The 18,632-nt window shown below is 69.9% G+C and carries 17 protein-coding genes; 8 read left to right on the forward strand and 9 right to left on the reverse strand.

Features of this window, described 5'->3' with window-relative positions; all coding sequences use genetic code 11:
* The first annotated feature begins 41 nt into the window (after positions 1-41).
* Positions 42-2,810, forward strand: coding sequence for an MMPL family transporter (locus tag ACYVJS_RS04480; RefSeq protein ID WP_460738170.1), 2,769 nt, complete (start codon positions 42-44; stop codon positions 2,808-2,810).
* Complete coding sequence (locus ACYVJS_RS04485) at positions 2,807-4,777, forward strand: YhgE/Pip domain-containing protein (RefSeq protein ID WP_460738171.1); 1,971 nt, start codon at positions 2,807-2,809, stop codon at positions 4,775-4,777. The genes ACYVJS_RS04480 and ACYVJS_RS04485 overlap by 4 nt, the downstream gene beginning before the upstream one ends.
* A 224-nt stretch (positions 4,778-5,001) precedes the next feature.
* Here the strand turns inward: ACYVJS_RS04485 and ccsB are convergent, their stop codons facing one another.
* The 7 genes from ccsB to ACYVJS_RS04520 all read right to left on the reverse strand — a co-directional run bounded on the left by ccsB (position 5,002) and on the right by ACYVJS_RS04520 (position 11,108).
* Entirely contained in the window at positions 5,002-6,012 is a 1,011-nt protein-coding gene (gene ccsB, locus ACYVJS_RS04490) for a c-type cytochrome biogenesis protein CcsB (RefSeq protein ID WP_460738173.1), read from the reverse strand.
* 4 nt (positions 6,013-6,016) lie between these two features.
* Complete coding sequence (gene resB, locus ACYVJS_RS04495) at positions 6,017-7,816, reverse strand: cytochrome c biogenesis protein ResB (RefSeq protein WP_460738175.1); 1,800 nt, start codon at positions 7,814-7,816, stop codon at positions 6,017-6,019.
* Positions 7,797-8,531 carry a cytochrome c biogenesis CcdA family protein gene (locus ACYVJS_RS04500; protein WP_460738177.1) on the reverse strand — a complete coding sequence of 245 codons (735 nt, stop codon included), beginning with the start codon at positions 8,529-8,531 and terminating at the stop codon, positions 7,797-7,799. The genes resB and ACYVJS_RS04500 overlap by 20 nt, the downstream gene beginning before the upstream one ends.
* Positions 8,528-9,136 (reverse strand): TlpA family protein disulfide reductase, encoded by a 609-nt coding sequence (locus tag ACYVJS_RS04505; RefSeq protein WP_460738179.1) that lies wholly within the window; start codon positions 9,134-9,136, stop codon positions 8,528-8,530. The genes ACYVJS_RS04500 and ACYVJS_RS04505 overlap by 4 nt, the downstream gene beginning before the upstream one ends.
* Positions 9,133-9,762, reverse strand: a complete 630-nt coding sequence (locus ACYVJS_RS04510) for a histidine phosphatase family protein (RefSeq protein WP_460738181.1) — start codon at positions 9,760-9,762, stop codon at positions 9,133-9,135. The genes ACYVJS_RS04505 and ACYVJS_RS04510 overlap by 4 nt, the downstream gene beginning before the upstream one ends.
* Positions 9,763-9,818: 56 nt before the next feature.
* Positions 9,819-10,499: a DedA family protein gene (locus ACYVJS_RS04515; protein WP_460738183.1), complete on the reverse strand. Its 681-nt coding sequence runs from the start codon at positions 10,497-10,499 to the stop codon at positions 9,819-9,821.
* Between the two features lie 114 nt (positions 10,500-10,613).
* Positions 10,614-11,108, reverse strand: coding sequence for a DUF6264 family protein (locus tag ACYVJS_RS04520; protein WP_460738185.1), 495 nt, complete (start codon positions 11,106-11,108; stop codon positions 10,614-10,616).
* Positions 11,109-11,154: 46 nt separating this feature from the next.
* Between ACYVJS_RS04520 and aspS the strand changes: the two genes are divergently transcribed.
* The 6 genes from aspS to ACYVJS_RS04550 all read left to right on the forward strand — a co-directional run bounded on the left by aspS (position 11,155) and on the right by ACYVJS_RS04550 (position 18,105).
* On the forward strand, positions 11,155-12,498 hold the full coding sequence (gene aspS, locus ACYVJS_RS04525; RefSeq protein ID WP_460738187.1) for an aspartate--tRNA(Asn) ligase: 1,344 nt from the start codon (positions 11,155-11,157) through the stop codon (positions 12,496-12,498).
* A gap of 308 nt (positions 12,499-12,806) precedes the next feature.
* The gene (locus tag ACYVJS_RS04530) at positions 12,807-13,943 is read left to right on the forward strand and encodes an ABC transporter substrate-binding protein (protein WP_460738189.1); all 1,137 of its coding nucleotides are present in this window, start codon (positions 12,807-12,809) and stop codon (positions 13,941-13,943) included.
* Positions 13,940-14,872 (forward strand): ABC transporter permease, encoded by a 933-nt coding sequence (locus ACYVJS_RS04535; protein WP_460738191.1) that lies wholly within the window; start codon positions 13,940-13,942, stop codon positions 14,870-14,872. Before ACYVJS_RS04530 ends, ACYVJS_RS04535 begins: the two co-directional genes overlap by 4 nt.
* Positions 14,869-15,672: an ABC transporter permease gene (locus ACYVJS_RS04540; RefSeq protein ID WP_460738193.1), complete on the forward strand. Its 804-nt coding sequence runs from the start codon at positions 14,869-14,871 to the stop codon at positions 15,670-15,672. Before ACYVJS_RS04535 ends, ACYVJS_RS04540 begins: the two co-directional genes overlap by 4 nt.
* The gene (locus tag ACYVJS_RS04545; RefSeq protein ID WP_460738195.1) at positions 15,669-16,775 is read left to right on the forward strand and encodes an ABC transporter ATP-binding protein; all 1,107 of its coding nucleotides are present in this window, start codon (positions 15,669-15,671) and stop codon (positions 16,773-16,775) included. Before ACYVJS_RS04540 ends, ACYVJS_RS04545 begins: the two co-directional genes overlap by 4 nt.
* 115 nt (positions 16,776-16,890) lie before the next feature.
* Positions 16,891-18,105: a mechanosensitive ion channel family protein gene (locus ACYVJS_RS04550; RefSeq protein ID WP_460738197.1), complete on the forward strand. Its 1,215-nt coding sequence runs from the start codon at positions 16,891-16,893 to the stop codon at positions 18,103-18,105.
* On the opposite strand, the gene ACYVJS_RS04555 is transcribed toward ACYVJS_RS04550, so the two are convergent.
* Both ACYVJS_RS04555 and ACYVJS_RS04560 read right to left on the reverse strand, forming a co-directional pair.
* Entirely contained in the window at positions 18,054-18,353 is a 300-nt protein-coding gene (locus ACYVJS_RS04555) for a Dabb family protein (protein ID WP_460738199.1), read from the reverse strand. The two genes, ACYVJS_RS04550 and ACYVJS_RS04555, sit on opposite strands and share 52 nt — an antisense overlap.
* Positions 18,350-18,631: a glutaredoxin family protein gene (locus ACYVJS_RS04560; RefSeq protein WP_460738201.1), complete on the reverse strand. Its 282-nt coding sequence runs from the start codon at positions 18,629-18,631 to the stop codon at positions 18,350-18,352. Before ACYVJS_RS04560 ends, ACYVJS_RS04555 begins: the two co-directional genes overlap by 4 nt.
* Position 18,632 lies beyond the last annotated feature (1 nt).

An 18,632-nucleotide genomic window follows, 5' to 3' on the forward strand; every position in this document is an offset into this window, starting at 1 on the left:
GTATCGAACCCGCCCGATCACCTCGACCCACGGAGGCGCCGGTGTCCACGCTCCTGTACTCGCTCGGCCGCTGGTCGTACCGCCGACCGTGGCGCGTACTGATCGCCTGGCTGCTGCTGCTCGCGCTCGCCGGCGCCGGCGCCGCACTGTTCTCGCAGGGCACCGACAACAAGTTCTCCATCCCCGGCACCGAGTCGCAGGCGGGCCTGGAACAGCTCTCGCGCACATTCCCCCAGGTCAGCGGCACGAACGCGCAGTTCGTCGTGGTCGCCGCCGACGGCACGAAGATCACGGACGACGACTACCGCACGCGCATCGAGGACACGATCTCGACGATCGAGAAGCTCGACGGCGTGCTCGCGGTCACCGACCCCTACGACGCGTCGATCACCGGCAGCATCTCCGACGACGACACCGCGGCGATCGTGCGGATGCAGTTCGACGGTCAGGTGACCGACGTGCCGGAGTCCACGCGCACCGATCTGCAGTCCACGGTCGACGCGCTGGAGCCCGAGCTCCCCGCGGGATCGCAGGTCGCGCTCGGCGGCGATCTGTTCGCCGTCTCGCTGCCCGGGGTCACCGTGACCGAACTCGTCGGTCTGCTGATCGCGCTCGTCGTGCTGATCGTGACGTTCCGGTCGTTCGTCGTCGCGGGGCTCCCGCTCATGACGGCGATCCTCGGGGTCGGTCTATCGATGGCGCTCATCTTCGTGGCCACCGCTTTCGCCTCGGTGTCCTCGACGACGCCGCTGCTCGCACTCATGCTCGGCCTCGCGGTGGGCATCGACTACGCGCTGTTCATCATCTCCCGGCATCAGGACCAGGTGCGAGGCGGCGCGGACCCCGAGGAGTCCGCGGCCCGCGCGACCGGCACTGCCGGCTCCGCCGTGCTCTTCGCCGGGATGACCGTGCTCATCGCGCTCATCGGCCTCGGCTTCGCCGGCATCCCGTTCCTGACGACGATGGGAGTCGCGGCGGCCGTCGCCGTCGCGATCGCCGTGCTCGTCGCGGTCACTCTGACCCCCGCGATGCTCGGCTTCGTGAAGGGGCGCGTGCGCGGCTGGAGCAGGCGCGACCGGCGCCCGGCTGCGGATGCGGCCGCTCCCGCTCGGCGGGGCTTCGCGACGCGATGGGTGGCCATGGTGACGCGCCACCCCGTCGTGACGAGCGTCGCGGTCGTGGCAGTGCTCGGCGTGGCGGCGATCCCGGCGACGAGCCTCGCGCTCGCCCTGCCCAACGCCGGCCAGCTGCCGAAGGGCGACCCGGCCCGCGTCGCCTACGACCTGACGAGCGAGCACTTCGGTCCCGGCGCCAACGGCCCGCTCATCATGACCGGGACGATCGTCACCTCCACCGACCCGCTCACCCTCATGAAGGACCTCGGCGACGAGATCTCCCGCATCCCGGGCGTGAAGGAGGTCGCCCTCGCGACCCCGAACCAGGCGGCCGACACCGGCATCGTACAGATCGTGCCGGAGACCGCCCCCGACGACCCGGCCACGGCCGAGCTCGTGCGGGAGCTCCGCGCCCAGCACGACCGCCTCCGCGACGAGTACGGCGTCGATCTCCAGGTCACCGGCTTCACGGCCGTGGCCATCGACATCTCCGACCGCCTGTCGGCGGCACTGCTGCCCTTCGGCATCTTCGTCGTCGGGCTCTCCCTCATTCTGCTGATGATCGTCTTCCGCTCCATCTGGGTGCCGGTCAAGGCGGCGCTCGGCTATCTGCTCTCGGTCGCCGCCTCGTTCGGCGTCGTCGCGGCCGTGTTCGAGTGGGGCTGGTTCGCCGACCTGTTGCACGTGGCACGCGTCGGCCCGGTCATCAGCTTCATGCCGATCGTGCTGATGGGCGTGCTGTTCGGCCTCGCCATGGACTACGAGGTGTTCCTCGTCTCCCGGATGCGGGAGGACTTCGTGCACGCCCGCCGCGACAACCCCCACCGCCCGGCGAGAGAGATCGCACTGGAGGCCGTGCGCAGCGGGTACACCGCATCCGCCCGCGTGGTGACCGCCGCGGCCATCATCATGTTCGCCGTCTTCGCGGCCTTCGTTCCCGAAGGGGATTCGAATCTCAAGCCGATCGCCCTCGGACTCGCGACAGGAATCGCCATCGATGCGTTCCTCGTGCGTATGACGCTGGTCCCCGCGGTCATGGCACTGCTCGGAGACAAGGCCTGGTGGATGCCGAAGTGGCTGGAGCGCGTCCTGCCGCACTTCGACATCGAGGGTGAGGCCGTCGAACGCGAGCTGTCGCTGCGCGAGTGGGCGAACGATGATTCCGCCGTCGTCGTCGCCGAGCAGCTCGCGCTGCGCACCGAGGCGAGGCCCGTGTTCGGCCCGGTGGATGCGACCGTCGCACCGGGCGAGGCGCTGGTGGTGGCCGCAGAGGATCCCGCCGCGACGCACGCGCTGACGCTCGTCCTGGCGGGCCGACTGAGCCCGAGCGACGGACGCCTGCGCGTCGCGGGCCACCTGCTTCCCGAACGCGGCGCCTGGGTACGGGCGCGCGCCGGGATGGCGCTGCTGGCCACCGCATCCGACCCCGTCGATGACCTCCGACACGCGCTGTCGGGCTCTCCCGCGGTCGTCGTGATCGACGGCGTCGACCGCCTCGAGCGACTGCCCCACACCGAACGCGACACGGCTCTGGCGCTGCTGCGCGACGCCGCGACGCGCCAGCTCACGCTCGTCACTACCGCCGTCGGGTCCGCATCCGACATCGCCGCCGCACGCACACTGCTCACCGACGCCGGCTATCGCACCGGCGAACCCGTCACCCTTCCCACGGCTCCCGCGGAGGTGCTCGCATGACCGTCCCCATCGAACGCTCCCAGACCCGGCGTCCCGTCACCTGGGCGACCGTGCTCGGCATCGTGCTCCTTCCCGTCATCATCGGCGGGCTTCTCGTGGCGGCCCTCTACAACCCCGTGGAACGACTCGAGAACATGTCGGCCGCGATCGTGAACGACGACAAGCCGGTCGAGATCAACGGGCAGCTCGCCCCGCTCGGACGCCAGCTCACCGCGGGACTCGTCGAGGGTTCGTCGGATGTTCCCAGCAACATCGACTGGACGATCTCCAACGACGAGGATGCGGCCGCGGGCCTGGCCGACGGCACCTACAGCGCCGTCATCACGATCCCCGAGAACTTCTCCGCCGCCGCCACCTCCACCGCTCCCGGCTCGACCCCGGAGCAGGCGACGATCTCGGTCGAGAGCGCGCCGGACGCACGCGTGGTCGACCAGGCCATCACCGCGCAGATCACGCAGACGGCCGCATCCGTGTTCGGCAGTGCCGTCTCGAAGCAGTACTTGACGAACGTGCTGCTCGGCTTCACGACGCTGCACGACCAGCTGGGTGAGGCCGCGGATGGCGCGAAGCAGCTCGCCGACGGCTCCGCGAGCGCCGCCCAGGGCGCGACCGAGTTGTCCAGCGGCGTCGGCCAGCTCGCCACGGGCGCCGACCAGCTCGCCTCCGGCGCCGCGCAGGCCGCGTCCGGCGCAGCGGCCCTGCCCGGCGGCGCACAGCAGCTCGCATCCGGTGCGCGCCAGCTGTCCGACGGCGCCGGCAAGCTCGCGGCCGGTCTCGACAGTGGCGCGAACGATCCCCAGATTCCTGACCTGAGGACGGCAGCAAGCGCGGCGACGACGGCCGCGAACAGCGCACTCACCCAAACGCAGACCCTGGGCGCGAAGCTGGGCGAACTCGTGCAGGAGTGCTACAAGACCTACGGCCCCACGGCACCGCTCTGCGCGGAACTGCTCACCACGATCGGCGACAAGGCGAACCCCACACCGAATACGATCGCCGCGATCGGCACGGCTGCCGGAACCGCCGCGGGCTACGGCGCCGGCGTCGTCGCGGGAATCTCGGACGCCGCCGGCGGCGCGCGCGACCTGCAGTCCGGCGCGGGCGGTCTCGCCACCGGTGCCGACCAGCTCGCCGCGGGCGCGGCCCAGCTCTCGGGCGGCGTCACACAGCTCGCCGGAGGCGCGAGCGCCCTCGCGAGCGGAGCGAACCAGGCATCCACCGGGGCCACGTCGCTCGCCGACGGCGTCGGACAGCTCTCGACGGGCGCGGGTTCGCTCGCGACCGGGCTGGACACGGCCGTCGATCAGGTCCCGACCTACACCGACGAACAGGCGCAGCAGACCGCATCCGTCGTCGCCGAGCCGGTCTCGGCGCAGGGCATCGGCTCGAACCTGTTCGGCGCGGCCGCCATTCCGCTGCTCACCGCCCTCGTGCTGTGGTTCGGCGGTCTCGGCTCGTACGTCGCGTTCCAGGCGGTGTCCGCCCGGGCCCTCACGAGCCGCCGATCCTCGGTGACGCTGGCGCTGCGTGCCTTCGCCCCCGGCGCCGTCCTCGGCGCCGTGCAGGGGCTGCTCGTGGCCGGCGTCGTGCAGCTCGCAGCCAGCTACGACTGGGCGGACTGGTCGATCTTCGCGGCGATCTGCGTACTCGCCGGCGTCGCCTTCGCGGCGGTGAATCAGGCTCTCGTGGCCGTCTTCGGCGGAGCGGGCAGGTGGATCGGAGCCATCATCGGCGCATTCATCGTGGCCACGGGAGTCGTCTCCACGGTCCCGGGCGTGCTGACCTCGATCGCCTCCGTCCTGCCGGTGCAGCCCGCTTACACCGCGATGCTCGGCGCTCTGACGAGCGCCGGCGGAGTGACGGCCGGCGTCGGGACCCTGGTCGTGTGGCTGCTGCTGTCGCTCGTGGCGACGACCATCGTCGTCTCTCGACGCCGCACCGTCTCGGCCCGCGCTGCCCTGGCCTGACGCGCGGGGCCGGGGCGGCGGGCCGACCGGGGCCCGGCCTCACCCCCGGTCGGAGAAACGCACTCCCGTCGGAGGATCGACGCCGCATCCTCCGACATTCGACCGACTCTCCGACGCGCGGATGCGGGATGCGGGGACGCCGGATGCGGCCGCCCGGCCGCGCCCACACAGCAGCGTGCCCCGGCAGCCCGAAGGCGCCGAGGCACGAGGTGCGGGGATGCGGGTCAGCTGAGGCCGCTGTAGACGTGCAGTCCCTTGAAGAACAGGTTCACGATCGTGAAGTTGAACATGACGGCGCTGAAGCCGATGATCGACAGCCACGCCGACCGCGTGCCGCGCCATCCGCGCGTGGCGCGGGCGTGAATGTAGCCGGCGTAGAGCACCCAGATCACGAAGGTCCACACCTCTTTGGTGTCGAAGCCCCAGTAGCGACCCCACGCGTCGTTGGCCCAGATGGAACCGGCGATCAGGGTGAAGGTCCAGAAGATGAACCCGACGATCGCGAAACGGTAGGCGAGCGACTCGAGTGCGTCGGCTCCGGGGAGGATGCGCAGGAACCGTGGCCCCGTCTTCGCGTCGGCGGCAGCCGCCTTGCGCTCGCGGCGCGCCTGCAACAGCTGGGTAACCGAGAGCGCGAAGGCGAGCGCGAAGAACGCTGTCGCCAGGGAGGCGACGAACACGTGCACCACAAGCCAAACGCTCTTGAGCGGGTCGGCCAGCGGCACGACGTCGACGTGGAGGAGCGTCGCCCAGCCCATCAGCACCGCGACGAGTCCCGTGATGAACGCACCCAGGAAGCGCAGGTCGTAGCGGAACAGCACGGCCAGGTACACGGCGACGATCAGCACGGTGCCCGTCAAGGCGAACTCGTACATGTTCGACCACGGCACCCGCTCGGCGGCGATGCCGCGCAGCACCGCGCCGGTGAGGTGGAAGAGGAACGCGAGCCAGGTCAGCGATGTGCCGATGCGCGCCCACACCGGACGCGAGCGTTCGCGTCCGCGCGCCGAGAGGGATGCGGCGGCGCGCTCTTCACTCGCCCGCACCTGCGAGATCGTCTCGCCGCCGGCGCCGACGAGCTCACGCTCGCGCACGCGGGCGTCCTGCCGGTCGACGGCGTCGGCGGAGCGGCGGGCGAGGTCGATCGTGTAGGCGATGAACGCGAGGGCGTAGATCGCGACCGCCGTCCAGACGGTGAGCAGCGAGACCGCGTCGAGCGAGAGCTGTTCGGGCATGGGGTCAGTCTACTTTCGGGTCTGCGTCGGTGGTCGGCCGATTCGCGTCGATGATCTCGCCCTCCGCCGCGTCGGCGAAGGCACGTCCGTGCCGATCGGCGAGCTGGTCGACCGCAACGGCGATCTGCGGGTCCTCCCCGCGCGCGAGGCCCGCGTACTCGATCAGCAGCGCTCCCTCGCGCGGCGTGACCTTCACCCACATCCGGCGGCGGGGCACGAACAGAGCGAGTAGGAGCGCGGCGAGCGCGATCACCGCGAACAGCAGCACCCAGGGCGCGCCGACGTCGTGGTGGATGGAGAGCGAGACGAACCGCGGCACGGCCTGTGAGTAGTCGGCGCCCGGCGAACCCGAGTCCAGAGTTCCGTCGGTGATCTCGTTTTGGCTCGGGTCGGCCGCGTTCTCGAACGTGATCGTGCCGAGGCCGTTCGGCAGGTCGGTCGTCTGGCCGGGAAGCAGCTGGATGGAGGACTTGTCGGTGTCGATGCCGGTGAGCTTGGTCATCCCGGTGGGATCCAGGGTGTAGACCGAGCGGGGCGTGCCGTCGTCGATGCCGAGGTCACCCTCGTACACGTCGAGGCTCAGCACGGGATAGATCAGGTCGGGGTAGACCGAGGTGTACGCACCGGTGTCCAGCGGCTGCGCGGTCGGGTAGAAGAACCCCACGAGACCGAGCTGCTGCGGCATGCCGTCGGCGATCTTGACGACGCCGAGCGAGGTCATGTTGTTGTTCTGCGGCAGGAACGGCACGGCGTCGCGGAAGACGACGTCGCCGTCGGCGTCGCGCACGGTGACGATGGGCGCGTAGCCGTTGCCCATGAGGTACACGCGGTCGCCAGCGATATCGAGCGGATGGTTGACGCGCACCTCGCCGTCCTGCGGATCCTGGCCCGGCAGCTGCGTGGTCACGTGTGCGACGAAGTCCCCGGCCTGCCCCGCTGCTGCGGTTCCGGAGGGCTGATACGTCACGTCGAACTTGTTGAGGGTGATCGAGTACGGCGAGAGCTGGTCGGCGTCGACGAAGCGTCCGGGGTTGAAGGACGAGTAATCGGTCAGGGCGTTCACGAAGCTCGTCCCCTGCACCATGGCGCGCTGGCCGGTGTACGTCAGCGCGCCGCCGACACCCACCGCGATGAGCACACCCACGAGGGCGATGTGGAAGAGCAGGTTGCCCGTCTCGCGGAGGTATCCGCGCTCGGCCGACACCGACAGGGCGCCGCGGCCGTCGTAGCGCTCGAGGCGGTAACGGGCGGTTCGCAGGTGCGCTGCGGCCGAGGCGATCGCATCCTCCGCGGCGGCGGCGACATCCGTGCCCTCGGGCAGGCGCACCACGATCTCGCGGTGGTCGTCGAGGCGCGACAGGCGCGCGGGCGTGCGGGGCGGGCGCGCGCGCAGCGCCTTCCAGTGGTGTCGCGTGCGCGGGATGACGCAGCCGATGAGCGAAATGAACAGCAGGATGTAGATCGCCGAGAACCACGGCGAGCTGTAGACGTCGAACAGCTTGAACCAGTCGAGCACCGGGAAGAGGTCTGGGTTGTCGGACCGGAACTGCGTCACACCGTTCGGGTCGGCCGAGCGCTGCGGGAAGATCGAGCCCGGAACCGCGGCGATCGCCAGCAAGAGCAGCAGCACGAGGGCCGTGCGCATGCTCGTCAGCTGCCGCCATCCCCACCGGAGCCACTCGATCGGTCCGAGACGCGGCGACGTCACATCGTCGTCGCGTGCCGGAGCGGGGCGGCCGTCGATGTGGTCCGACGGCCGCAACGGCTCCGAGACGTCGGCTCGATCAGATGGGGAGCGGGACATTGACCAGCACCCCCTGCAACTGCGACATGAGTGAGCTCCAGACGCCGGTGACCATCAGCACACCGAGAACGATGAGCAGGACGCCGCCGAAGATGTTGATGGCACGGATGTGGCGGCGCAGGAACGACACCGACTTGCTGGCCCAGCCGAAGCCGGCAGCCAGCAGGAGGAAGGGGATGCCGAGGCCGAGCGAGTACGCGAGTCCGAGGACTGCCGCGCGGCCGGGGTCGCCCATGTTCCACGACAGCGCGAGGATCGTCGCGAGCGTCGGGCCGATGCACGGCGCCCAGCCGATGCCGAGCGCGAGGCCGAGCAGAGGCGCACCCACCAGTCCGAGGTTCCCCCGGACGTTGGGCTTGAACGTGCGCTGCGCGAAGCCGAGCAGACCGATGAAGATGAGCCCCATGACGATCACGACCGCACCGAGCACGCGCGTGATGATGTCGGAGTACTCCAGGAAGAACCGACCGAGCGAGCCGCCCAGCACGGTCATCGCCATGAAGACCACCGTGAACCCGGCGATGAACAGGAGCACGCTCAGCAGCAGGCGCCCGCGGCCCTTGCGACCGGATGCGGTCCCCGCCGCTCCTCCGAGGAAGCCGAGGTAACCGGGCACGAGCGGGAGCACGCAGGGTGAGAGGAACGAGACGAGCCCCGCGGCGAGCGCCAGCGGGATCGCGACCCAGAGCGCTCCTTCGGCGACGATGCCCGTCACGAACCCTCCTTGAGGGCGTCGCGCACGAGCGTCGTGAGGATCGAGGCGTCGCCGAGCTCACCGACGATGCGCGCGGCGACGCGGCCCTGCTTGTCGAGCACGAGGGTCGTCGGGGTGGCCGTGAGCGGGGTGGCGTCGGCGAACGACAGCTTCAGCTTGCTGTCGTTGACCGCGAGCAGGCTGGGATAGCTGATGCCGTTGTCCTTCGCGAAGGATGCGGCCGTGGGCGCTTGGTCGTAGGTGTTGATACCGAGGAACGACACGTTCTCGCCCTTCAGGTCCTCGTACGACTTCTCGAGGCGCGGCGCCTCGACGATACAAGGGCCGCACGCGGCGTACCAGAAGTTCACGACGAGCACCTGGCCGGCGTAGTCCTCGTTCGTCACCGTCTTGCCGCTGTCGCTCACACCCGTGAACACGATGGGATCGGAACGCTCCGCCGGCGGGGTCTCGACGATCGGCACGCCGTCGGCACCGATGTAGCCCTTGTTCGAGCCCTCCCGGTACTGGTCGGCCAGGGAATCGTTCGCCGAACAGGCCGCGAGGGTGACGGCCAGCGCGCCGGCGACCAGAGCTGCGGCGAGGCGGCGGGGACGGAATCTCATACTGCTCCTACATCGACGGCGCCTTCGACGGATGCGGGCTCCGCGTAGGCGATCTCGCGCCACGCTCCCGGGCCGCCCTCGAAGCTCGTCACGCTGGACAGGGCGCAGCGGCGGGCGCGCGGGTCGTGCCGCAGGGGCAGGCCCGCGATCGCCAGGTGGGTCACCCAGATGGGCAGCTGGTGGCTGACGATGACGACGTCGCCCGCGGGAACCGCATTCCACGCCTTCGCCATCGCCCGCTGCATCCGCGCGACGACCTCGGCATACGGCTCCCCCCAGCTCGGGACGGAGGGGCGCGTCACATGACGCCAGTTCAGGGGGTTGGCCAGGGCCCGCCGCATCCTCTTGCCCTCGAACACGTTCCAGGGCTCGATCACGTCGGGCTCGACGACGGGCTCGAAACCGAAGAGCTCGGTGAACGGCTCGGCCGACTCGCGCGTGCGCTGCAACGGCGAGCAGACCAACGCGGTGACGGGTCGTCCCTCGGCCTGCACGTGCTCCGCGGCCTGGCGCGCCATCCGACGGCCCGCCGCACTCAGCCGGAACTCAGGCAGTCGACCGTAGAGGACACGGTCAGGATTGTGGACCTCGCCATGGCGCACGAGGTGGAGGCGTTCGGCGGGCACCCCCCGATTTTACGTGGATGGCGGATATGAAGAGACTGAGCGTCAGCTGGTAGCGGTCAGTCGCGGGCGCCCACGCGGCGTCGATGGGCGAGCAGGGAGCGCACGCGCGCGTAGACGAACCAGGCGATGCCGACGGCGACGCCCACGATCACGATGACCTGGAACACCTCGGCATACTGCTCGACGATGTGCCACGACTCGCCGAGGAAGTAGCCGGCCAGCACGAAGATCGCGTTCCACAGCATGCTGCCGGCAGCCGTCAGCAGCACGAAGCGCCACAGCGGCATGCGGGTGACACCCGCGGGGATCGAGATGAAACTGCGGAACAGCGGCACCATCCGCCCGAAGAACACGGCCTTGTCGCCGTGCTTGTGGAACCAGGCGACCGTGCGGTCGATGTCTTCCGGATGCAGCAGCGGGACCTTCGCCGCGACCCGGCGCAACCGGTCGATGCCGAGCCACGCGCCGATGCCGTAAAGGGCGAGCGCACCGACCACGGATCCCGCCGTCGTCCACAGGAGCGCCTCGACGAGGGTGAAGCCGCCGCGGCTGGCCGTGACGCCGGCCATCGGAAGGATCGCCTCGCTCGGCAGCGGCGGGAAGACGCTCTCCAGGGCGATCGCGATTCCGGCGCCGATGGGGCCGATCCACTCCATCAGTCCGACCAGCGCGTCCATCAGCTGACTCAGCCAGGATTCGCTCGACGAGGCGCGGACGGGCAGAGCGACCTGGGTCATCGGGGTCCTCGAGACTCTCGGTGATCGGGCGAAGATGTCGTGCGTCGCGTACACGGTATCCATCCGCGGTGAACCGCGGCTGGGAAAGGACCCGGAGGTCTGTCCCCCGCAGAACTAGACGGCGGCCCAGAGCAGGACGGCGCCTACGAGCCAGCTCAGTGCGGCGATGACGCTTCCCACCAGCGGCACCCAGAACGCCCGGCGGCGCACGACGAGCAGCAGCACCGCGAAGAACGCGGTCAGCACGAAGACGATCCACGGCACGGTCAGCATGGTCCACACACCGCCCTGGAGCAGCTCCGTGCGGCACACGCGGCCATCGGCGCCGCATCCGGTGGAGGAGGAGGCAAGCAGGAGCGCCAACGTCGATGCGACGGCCGAGACCGCGGCGGTGGAGACCAGCAGCACGATCGTCAAGACGACATCCCATGCCTTGCGCCGCCGACGCGGAACGGTCCGCTCAGCGTGGCGCTGCGGCATCGACTCGGCGGATTCGCCACGCGGAGCAGGCTCCGGACGAACGGCCCGGGCCTCGTCGGAGCCGATGCGGAACGACTCGGGCGGCAACCGGAAGATCGCGGGTTCCTCGCCGGGGCGCTCACTGCTCACGCCGCCATCGTACGGGCGCCGGGCACGGCCCGTAGACTGCTCTCTCGTGAGTGAACGCGTTCTGGTCAAGCAGCTGAAGTCCCTCCCCGCGGGAGGTGTCTCGGTGTCCGGATGGGTCGAGACCGTCCGCGACCAGAAGAAGGTGCAGTTCGTCATCCTGCGCGATGAGACCGGCGCGGTTCAGCTGGTGAACCCCGCCACCCGCGAGCTCGGCGAGGACGCGACGGCCGAGCAGGCGGCAGCGCTCGCGCTGACCGAGACGATATCGAACCTCGCGACCGGCACGTTCCTGACGGTGACAGGTGAGCTGAAGCACGACGAGCGCGTCAAGCTCGGCGGCGTCGAGATCAAGATCGCGTCGCTGGAGATCGCGGCTGCTGCGCTGCCGGAGACGCCCATCGCCGCCGACAGCGGTCTGGACAAGCGCATGGACTGGCGTTTCATCGACCTGCGTCAGCGCCGCAACAACCTGATCTTCCGTATCCAGACGACGCTCGAGCACGCCATGCGCACCTATTGGGTCGAGCGTGACTACGTCGAGATCCACTCCCCCAAGCTCATGTCCACGCCCGCCGAGGGCAACGCCGAGCTGTTCGCGCTGGAGTACTTCGGCGACCAGACGGCTTACCTGGCGCAGAGCCCGCAGCACTTCAAGCAGATGGCGCAGGCCGCCGGCTTCGGCAAGGTGTTCGAGATCGGCGACGTGTTCCGCGCCGACCCCAGCTTCACCAGCCGCCACGCGACGGAGTTCACCTCGGTCGACGCCGAGCTGTCCTGGATCGACTCCTACGAGGATGTCGCCGCGATGCAGGAGGAACTGCTCGCGGCCGCCTTCACCGCGGTCAAGGAGAAGCACGGCGACGAGATCAAGGAGCTGTTCGACATCGACGTCGTCGTGCCGACGCTCCCGTTCCCCCGCATCCCGCTCGCCGAGGCGCGCGAGATCGTGAAGGCGCGCGGCTATGACATCCCGCGCACCGACGGCGACCTCGACCCCGAGGGCGAGCGTCAGATCTCCGCCCACGTGCGCGAGACCTACGACCACCAGTTCGTCTTCATCACGGACTACCACCCCGAGATCCGGCCGTTCTACCACATGCGCAACGCCGAGACCGGGCTCACGAACAGCTACGACCTGCTGTTCAACGGCACCGAGATCACGACGGGCGCGCAGCGCGAACACCGCATCGAGGTGCTCGAGGCGCAGGCGCTGGAGAAGGGCCTGTCGCTCGAGGGCCTCGAGCACTACCTCGACTTCTTCCGTTACGGCATCCCACCCCACGGCGGGTTCGGCATGGGCCTTGCGCGCGTGCTGATGCTCATGCTCGGCCAGGACTCGATCCGCGAGGTGACCTTCCTCTTCCGCGGGCCCACACGCCTCGCCCCCTGACCCGCCGCCGCTCTCGGCCCCCTCTCCCGGGTGCCCGAGTTGCGACGCAGGTGAGCAGGTGCGCCACTTCTGCGCAGCCGCGACAGGTTGATCCTGTGGCGGGTGCGCGGAAGTGGCGCTCTTGCGTTGCGGCGCAGCCAGCGGATGCGGCAGGCCAACGCCCGAGCCGACCGCACTGGCCACGCTGCGTACACGGCCCGTTCACCGCCACTGTCGGCACCCGTCACCGCCTCCTCATAGCTTCCTCTCGTCCCGATCTGTCGCGCCCCTCGCGCGCGGCCGCATCGAACTACCCGAGAGGAATCCGCATGACCATCCGCTCCACCCGCCGCGGCCGCGCCGTCGCCGGGATCGCTCTGACGGCGATCGCCGCCGTCGCCCTGGCCGGCTGCGCAGGCACGGCCGAGGCGTCCTCCGAGGACTCCTCGAAGGCGCAGGCCGCCACGAGCGTCGCCGACTTCGGCACCTTCGCCGACCTCGAGGCCGCGGCGAAGGCCGAGGGCAAGCTCAACGTGATCGCCCTGCCGCGCGACTGGGCCAACTACGGCGAGATCATCGACTTGTTCACCCAGCGCTACCCGGAGATCTCCGTCGAGGAGCAGTCGCCGGACATCTCGAGCGCCGAGGAGATCCAGGCAGCGAAGACCAACGAGGGCTTGGACACCGCCCCGGACGTGTTCGATCTGGGACTCACCGTCGCCCTGCAGAACACGGCGTCGTTCGCGCCCTACAAGGTGCAGACCTGGGACGACATCCCCGATGCGCTCAAGGAGCCGACGGGCCTGTTCGTCGGTGACTACGGCGGGTACATGTCGGTCGGCTACGACTCGTCGCGCTTCCCCGCCCCGAAGAGCCTCGACGATCTGCTCGGCGACGAGTACCGCGGCGCGGTCGCCATCAACGGCGACCCGACGCAGGCGGGCGCGGCGTTCGCCGCGGTGGGAATGGCTACGGTGCAGTCCGGTGGCACGCTCGACGACTACCAGCCGGGCATCGATTTCTTCAGCAAGCTGAACGCCGCCGGCAACATGCTGAAGCTCGACGTGACCAGCGCGACCGTGGCCAGCGGCGAGACGCCCGTTGTCTTCGACTGGGACTACCTCAACGCGGCCCACACCCAGAGCAACCCCAACTGGAAGGTCGTCGTCTTCGACGGCACCGGCTACGCCGGGTACTACAACCAGGCGATCAACAAGAGCGCGCCGCACCCGGCCGCGGCACGCCTGTGGCAGGAGTTCCTCTACAGCGACGAGGTGCAGAACCTGTGGCTCGCCGGCGGTGCCCGCCCGGCGCGCATGGACGCCATGCAGACCGCGGGAACGCTCGACGAGAAGCTGTCCGCCGCCCTGCCCGCGACGCCGGACAAGACGGTCGTGCCGACGGAGCAGCAGAGCACCGACGCCGGCACCCTGCTCGGCGAGAAGTGGGCCGCGGCCGTCTCGTGACCGCATCCGTCGTGGCCGACCGCGACACGCACGACGCGCGCCCCGCCGCCGGGGAGCCTCAGGCTCCCCGGCGGCGGGGCGCCGGGCGTGACCTGTCCTGGATCGGACTTGCTCCGTTCGCGGCGTACATCGCCCTCTTCCTCGCCCTGCCGACCCTCCTCGCCGTCGGTTCGGGTCTCTTCGACGCCCACGGCGCCTTCACGCTCGACAACCTCGCGGCGCTGGGCGACCCCGTCATCCTCATGACGTTCTGGAACTCGACCTGGGTATCGCTGCTCACCGCGGTGCTGGGCGCGGTCGTGGGCGCGGTCGTCTGCTACGCGATGCTGGGGCTCCCCGAGACCGGCTTCGTGCGCAGCACGGTGGATGCGGCATCCGGCGTCCTGGCGCAGTTCGGCGGCGTGATGCTCGCCTTCGTCATGGTCGCCGCCATCGGAACCCAGGGCATCGTCACCTTGTTCCTCAAGAACGTGCTCGGCATCGACCCCTACGCCGACGGTGCGTGGATCTACTCCGTTCCCGGCCTCATCCCCGCGTACATCGTGTTCCAGGTGCCGCTCATGATCATCACCTTCATGCCGGCGCTCGCGGCTCTGAAGCCCCAGTGGGCCGAGGCCCACCAGACCCTCGGCGGCACGCCGCGCAGCTTCTGGCTCCACATCGGTTTCCCGGTGCTCGCGCCGTCCTTCCTCGCGAGCCTCTTGCTCCTGTTCGCGAACGCGTTCTCCTCGTACGCGACGGCGGCGGCGCTGGCGAGCCAGGGCTCGCAGATCGTCCCGCTGCAGATCCGCACGGCGCTCACGAGCGAAACGCTGCTCGGACGCGAGAACCTCGCCGGCGCCCTTGCGTTCGGCATGATCGTCGTCGTCGCCGTCGTGATGGGTGTCTACGCCCTCATCCAGCGTCGGGCAGCGAGGTGGCAGGCGTGAAGACCTTCGCCCCCTCCCCCCTCATCCGCTGGATCATCGGCATCGTCGTCGGCGTCGTCTTCGCCGTACCGTTCGCCGCAACGGTCCTGTTCACGCTCGCGCCGCTACCCGGCTCCGACGCTCTCACGCCGACGCGGTGGCTCGCCGTCTTCGATGCCGCGAACGCCGCGAAATACGCGCCGATCTGGACGGGCCTCGGCAACTCGCTCTCGCTCGCGGCCGTGACGGTCGCCCTCGTGCTGTTCCTGTTCACCCCCACGATGGTGCTCGTCGCACTGAAGTTCCCGCAGCTGCGTCGCGGCTTCGAGTTCCTGGCCCTGCTGCCGATCTCGATCCCCGCGATCGTGCTCGTCGTCGGCCTCGCCCCGATCTACCTGCAGATCGGGCGGACCCTCGGCACCGGCGCATGGACGCTCGCCTTCGCATACGGCGTGCTGGTGCTGCCGTTCACGTACCGCTCGATCCAGGCCTCGATCGACGCGATCGACATCAAGACCCTGTCGGAGGCCGCACGCACCCTCGGTGCGGGATGGTTCGGCGTGCTCGTGCGGGTCATCGTCCCCAACCTCCGACCGGGGCTGCTCGCCGCATCCCTCATCTCGGTCGCCGTCGTGCTCGGCGAGTTCACGATCGCGTCCCTCCTGAACCGCCAGGTGCTGCAGACGGCGCTCGTCCTCATCAACCGACAGGATGCGTGGGCCGCCGCCATCTTCACCCTGCTGGCACTCGCCTTCGCGTTCGTGCTGCTGCTCATCATCGGCCGGGCCGGACGCCTGGGCGCCGGAAGGAAGAACTCATGACCACGGCAGACACCCCGCTGCGGGGCCTCCCCTCCACCTCCGACAACATGCTGCTGGCGGAGGCCGGCTCCGGCACCCGCGTGCAGTTCCGCGGCGTCGTCAAGGACTACGGCGCGACGCGCGTGCTGCACGGCGTCGACCTCGACATTGCCCCGGGCGAGTTCGTATCGCTGCTGGGTCCGTCGGGATGCGGCAAGACCACCGCGTTGCGTGTGCTCGCCGGCCTCGAGCGCGCCACCGACGGCGCCGTGCTTCTCGCTGGCCGCGACGTGTCGGGTGTTCCCACGAACAAGCGCGACATCGGCATGGTGTTCCAGTCGTACTCGCTCTTCCCGCATCTGCGGGTGCTCGAGAACACCGCGTTCGGCCTGCGTCGTCGCGGCGTCGGCAAGGCCGAGGCCGCTCGGCGCGCAACAGACGCGCTCGACCTCGTCGGCCTCGGCCACCTCGCCGACCGGTTTCCGCACCAGCTGTCGGGCGGCCAGCAGCAGCGTGTGGCGCTCGCGCGCGCGCTCGTGACCGAGCCGCGGGTGCTGCTGCTCGACGAGCCGCTGTCGGCACTCGACGCGAAGGTGCGCGTGCAGCTGCGTGACGAGATCCGCCGCATCCAGCTGCGCCTCGGGATCACCACGGTGTTCGTGACGCACGACCAGGAGGAGGCGCTCGCGGTATCCGACCGCATCGCCGTGATGAACGCGGGCCGCATCGATCAGATCGGTACGCCCGAGGAGCTGTATCTGCGGCCCGCCACGGCGCAGGTGGCGGCCTTCGTCGGCGTCTCGAGCCTGGTTCCGGGCACCGTCGTCGGCGAGTTCGTCGACGTCTGGGGTCAACGCCTGCCGCTGCAGTCGCCGACGGATGCGGGGTCGGTCGACGTTTTCGTACGCCCCGAGAACGTGCGCTTCACGGCATCCGATGCCCCGGGCGTCGAGGCGACCGTGCAGGAGAGCACGTTCCTGGGCAGCTTCCGACGCTCGGTCGTGCGCACGCCGGACGGCACGATGCTGAACGTGCAGCACGACGCGAGTGAGCGCGTGCAGTACGGCGACACCGTGCGGATCGCCCTCGATCCCGTCCCGGTCGCCACGCGCCCGCGCGGCTGACCCCGCCGTCCGCCCCTGGCGCCGGCACGGAGTATCACCCGGGGCGGTACCGCCTGTCGAGTCGAGCTCCGGGTTCCGGCGCACCCCGTAGCGTGGGGGGACCCGAAGGAGGCCCATGCTCGACAACCCTTGGGCGCAGTTCGCCCTGACCCTGGCCATCGCCCTCGTCGCCGCCGCACTGCTCACGCTCGCGGCCACCGTCATGACCCGACTCGCCGCGCGGCGGAGGTCCTGGCCGGCGGGCCTGGTGCGTCGTGCCCGCGCGCCCTTCCGCGCTCTCACGTTCCTCATCGCGACCTGGATCTCCGTCACGGTGACATTTCCGCTCAGCGAGTGGCGTCCGCTGCTCGACCAGGCGTTCACGATCCTCGTCATCGGTGCGACCGCGTGGCTGCTGGGCGCCCTCGTCGCCTTCACCACCGACCTCACCCTGGGCCGCTACCGCATCGACGTCCCCGACAACCGGCTCGCTCGCCGCATCCGCACCCAGACGCTCATCGTCAAGCGTCTCGCGATCGTGCTGATCGTCGTGCTCGCCATCGGCGCGGCGCTGCTCACGTTTCCGGCCGTCCGGGCGGTGGGCGCGAGCGTGCTGGCATCTGCCGGAATCGCCTCGATCGTCGCCGGACTCGCGGCGCAGTCCGTGCTCGCGAACATCTTCGCGGGCCTGCAGATCGTCTTCAGCGACGCCCTGCGCGTCGATGACGTCGTCGTGGTCGAGGGCGAGTGGGGCCGGGTGGGCGAGATCACGCTCAGCTACGTCGTGCTGGATCTGTGGGACGAGCGCAGGCTGGTGCTGCCCTGCACGTACTTCACGACCACGCCGTTCCAGAACTGGACCCGTCGCGGCTCCGAGCTGCTGGGCGCCGTCGAACTCGACCTGGATTGGCGCGTCTCCCCCGCGCGGATGCGGGAACACCTCGACGAGGTGCTCGCACACACCGACCTCTGGGACGGTCGCGCCAGTGTTCTCCAAGTGACCGAGGCCACCGGCGGCTACGTGCGCGTGCGCATCCTCGTCACCGCACGGGACGCTCCGACGCTGTTCGACCTGCGCTGCCTCGTACGGGAGGCGATGGTCACCTGGACCCAGGCCGCCATGCCGGCGGCTCTGCCGGTCCAGCGCGTGCTCATGACCGAGCACGACGGTGCGGCTGCGCAGACGCACGAGCCGACGCCCCAGGATGCGGGACTGTTCACCGGCAGCGCCGAAGCCGAGGCCCGCGCCGACACCTTCACGCAGGCGATCCCCGTCGTCTCAGGCGGGGAGGAGCAGGCTCAGAGCTCGAAGTCCACCGCGACGCGCGACGAGACCACCGAGCGCACGTAGGCGACGACCTCCTGGTGGGCGGGGTGCTCGATGTACTCGTGCAGGCCGTCGACGTCGTCGAAGTCGGCGACGATCGCCACGTCCCAGTTCTCGCCGCCGAGCACGTCGGCCCCCGAGGAGATGGTGCGGATGCTGGGGACGACGCCGTCGAGAGCGAGGAGGCGCGTGGTGATGCCGGTGGCATGCTCGATGCGCTGATCGGCATCGGTGGCGGCAAGCTTCCAGGCGACGATGTGGCGGATGGTCACAGTGATGCTCCTTCGGGGCGGGTGGCCTCCTCGACGGCGGCGCGCAGCCGCTCGGGGTTCACCCGCCAGTACGCGTGCAGGTCGTCATCGATCATGACGACGGGGATCTTCTCGGCCCACTGCTGGTGCAGCGCCGCGTCGTCGAAGATGGACTTCTCCTCGAGCTGGATGCGGTCGGCCGCGTCGTCGGGGAGTTCGGCGAGGACATGCTCGATCACCCCGCGCGCGACGTCGCAGAGGTGGCAGCCTTCTTTGCCGATGAGCGTGATGGTTCTCACG

This window comes from Microbacterium neimengense (genome assembly GCF_054782995.1).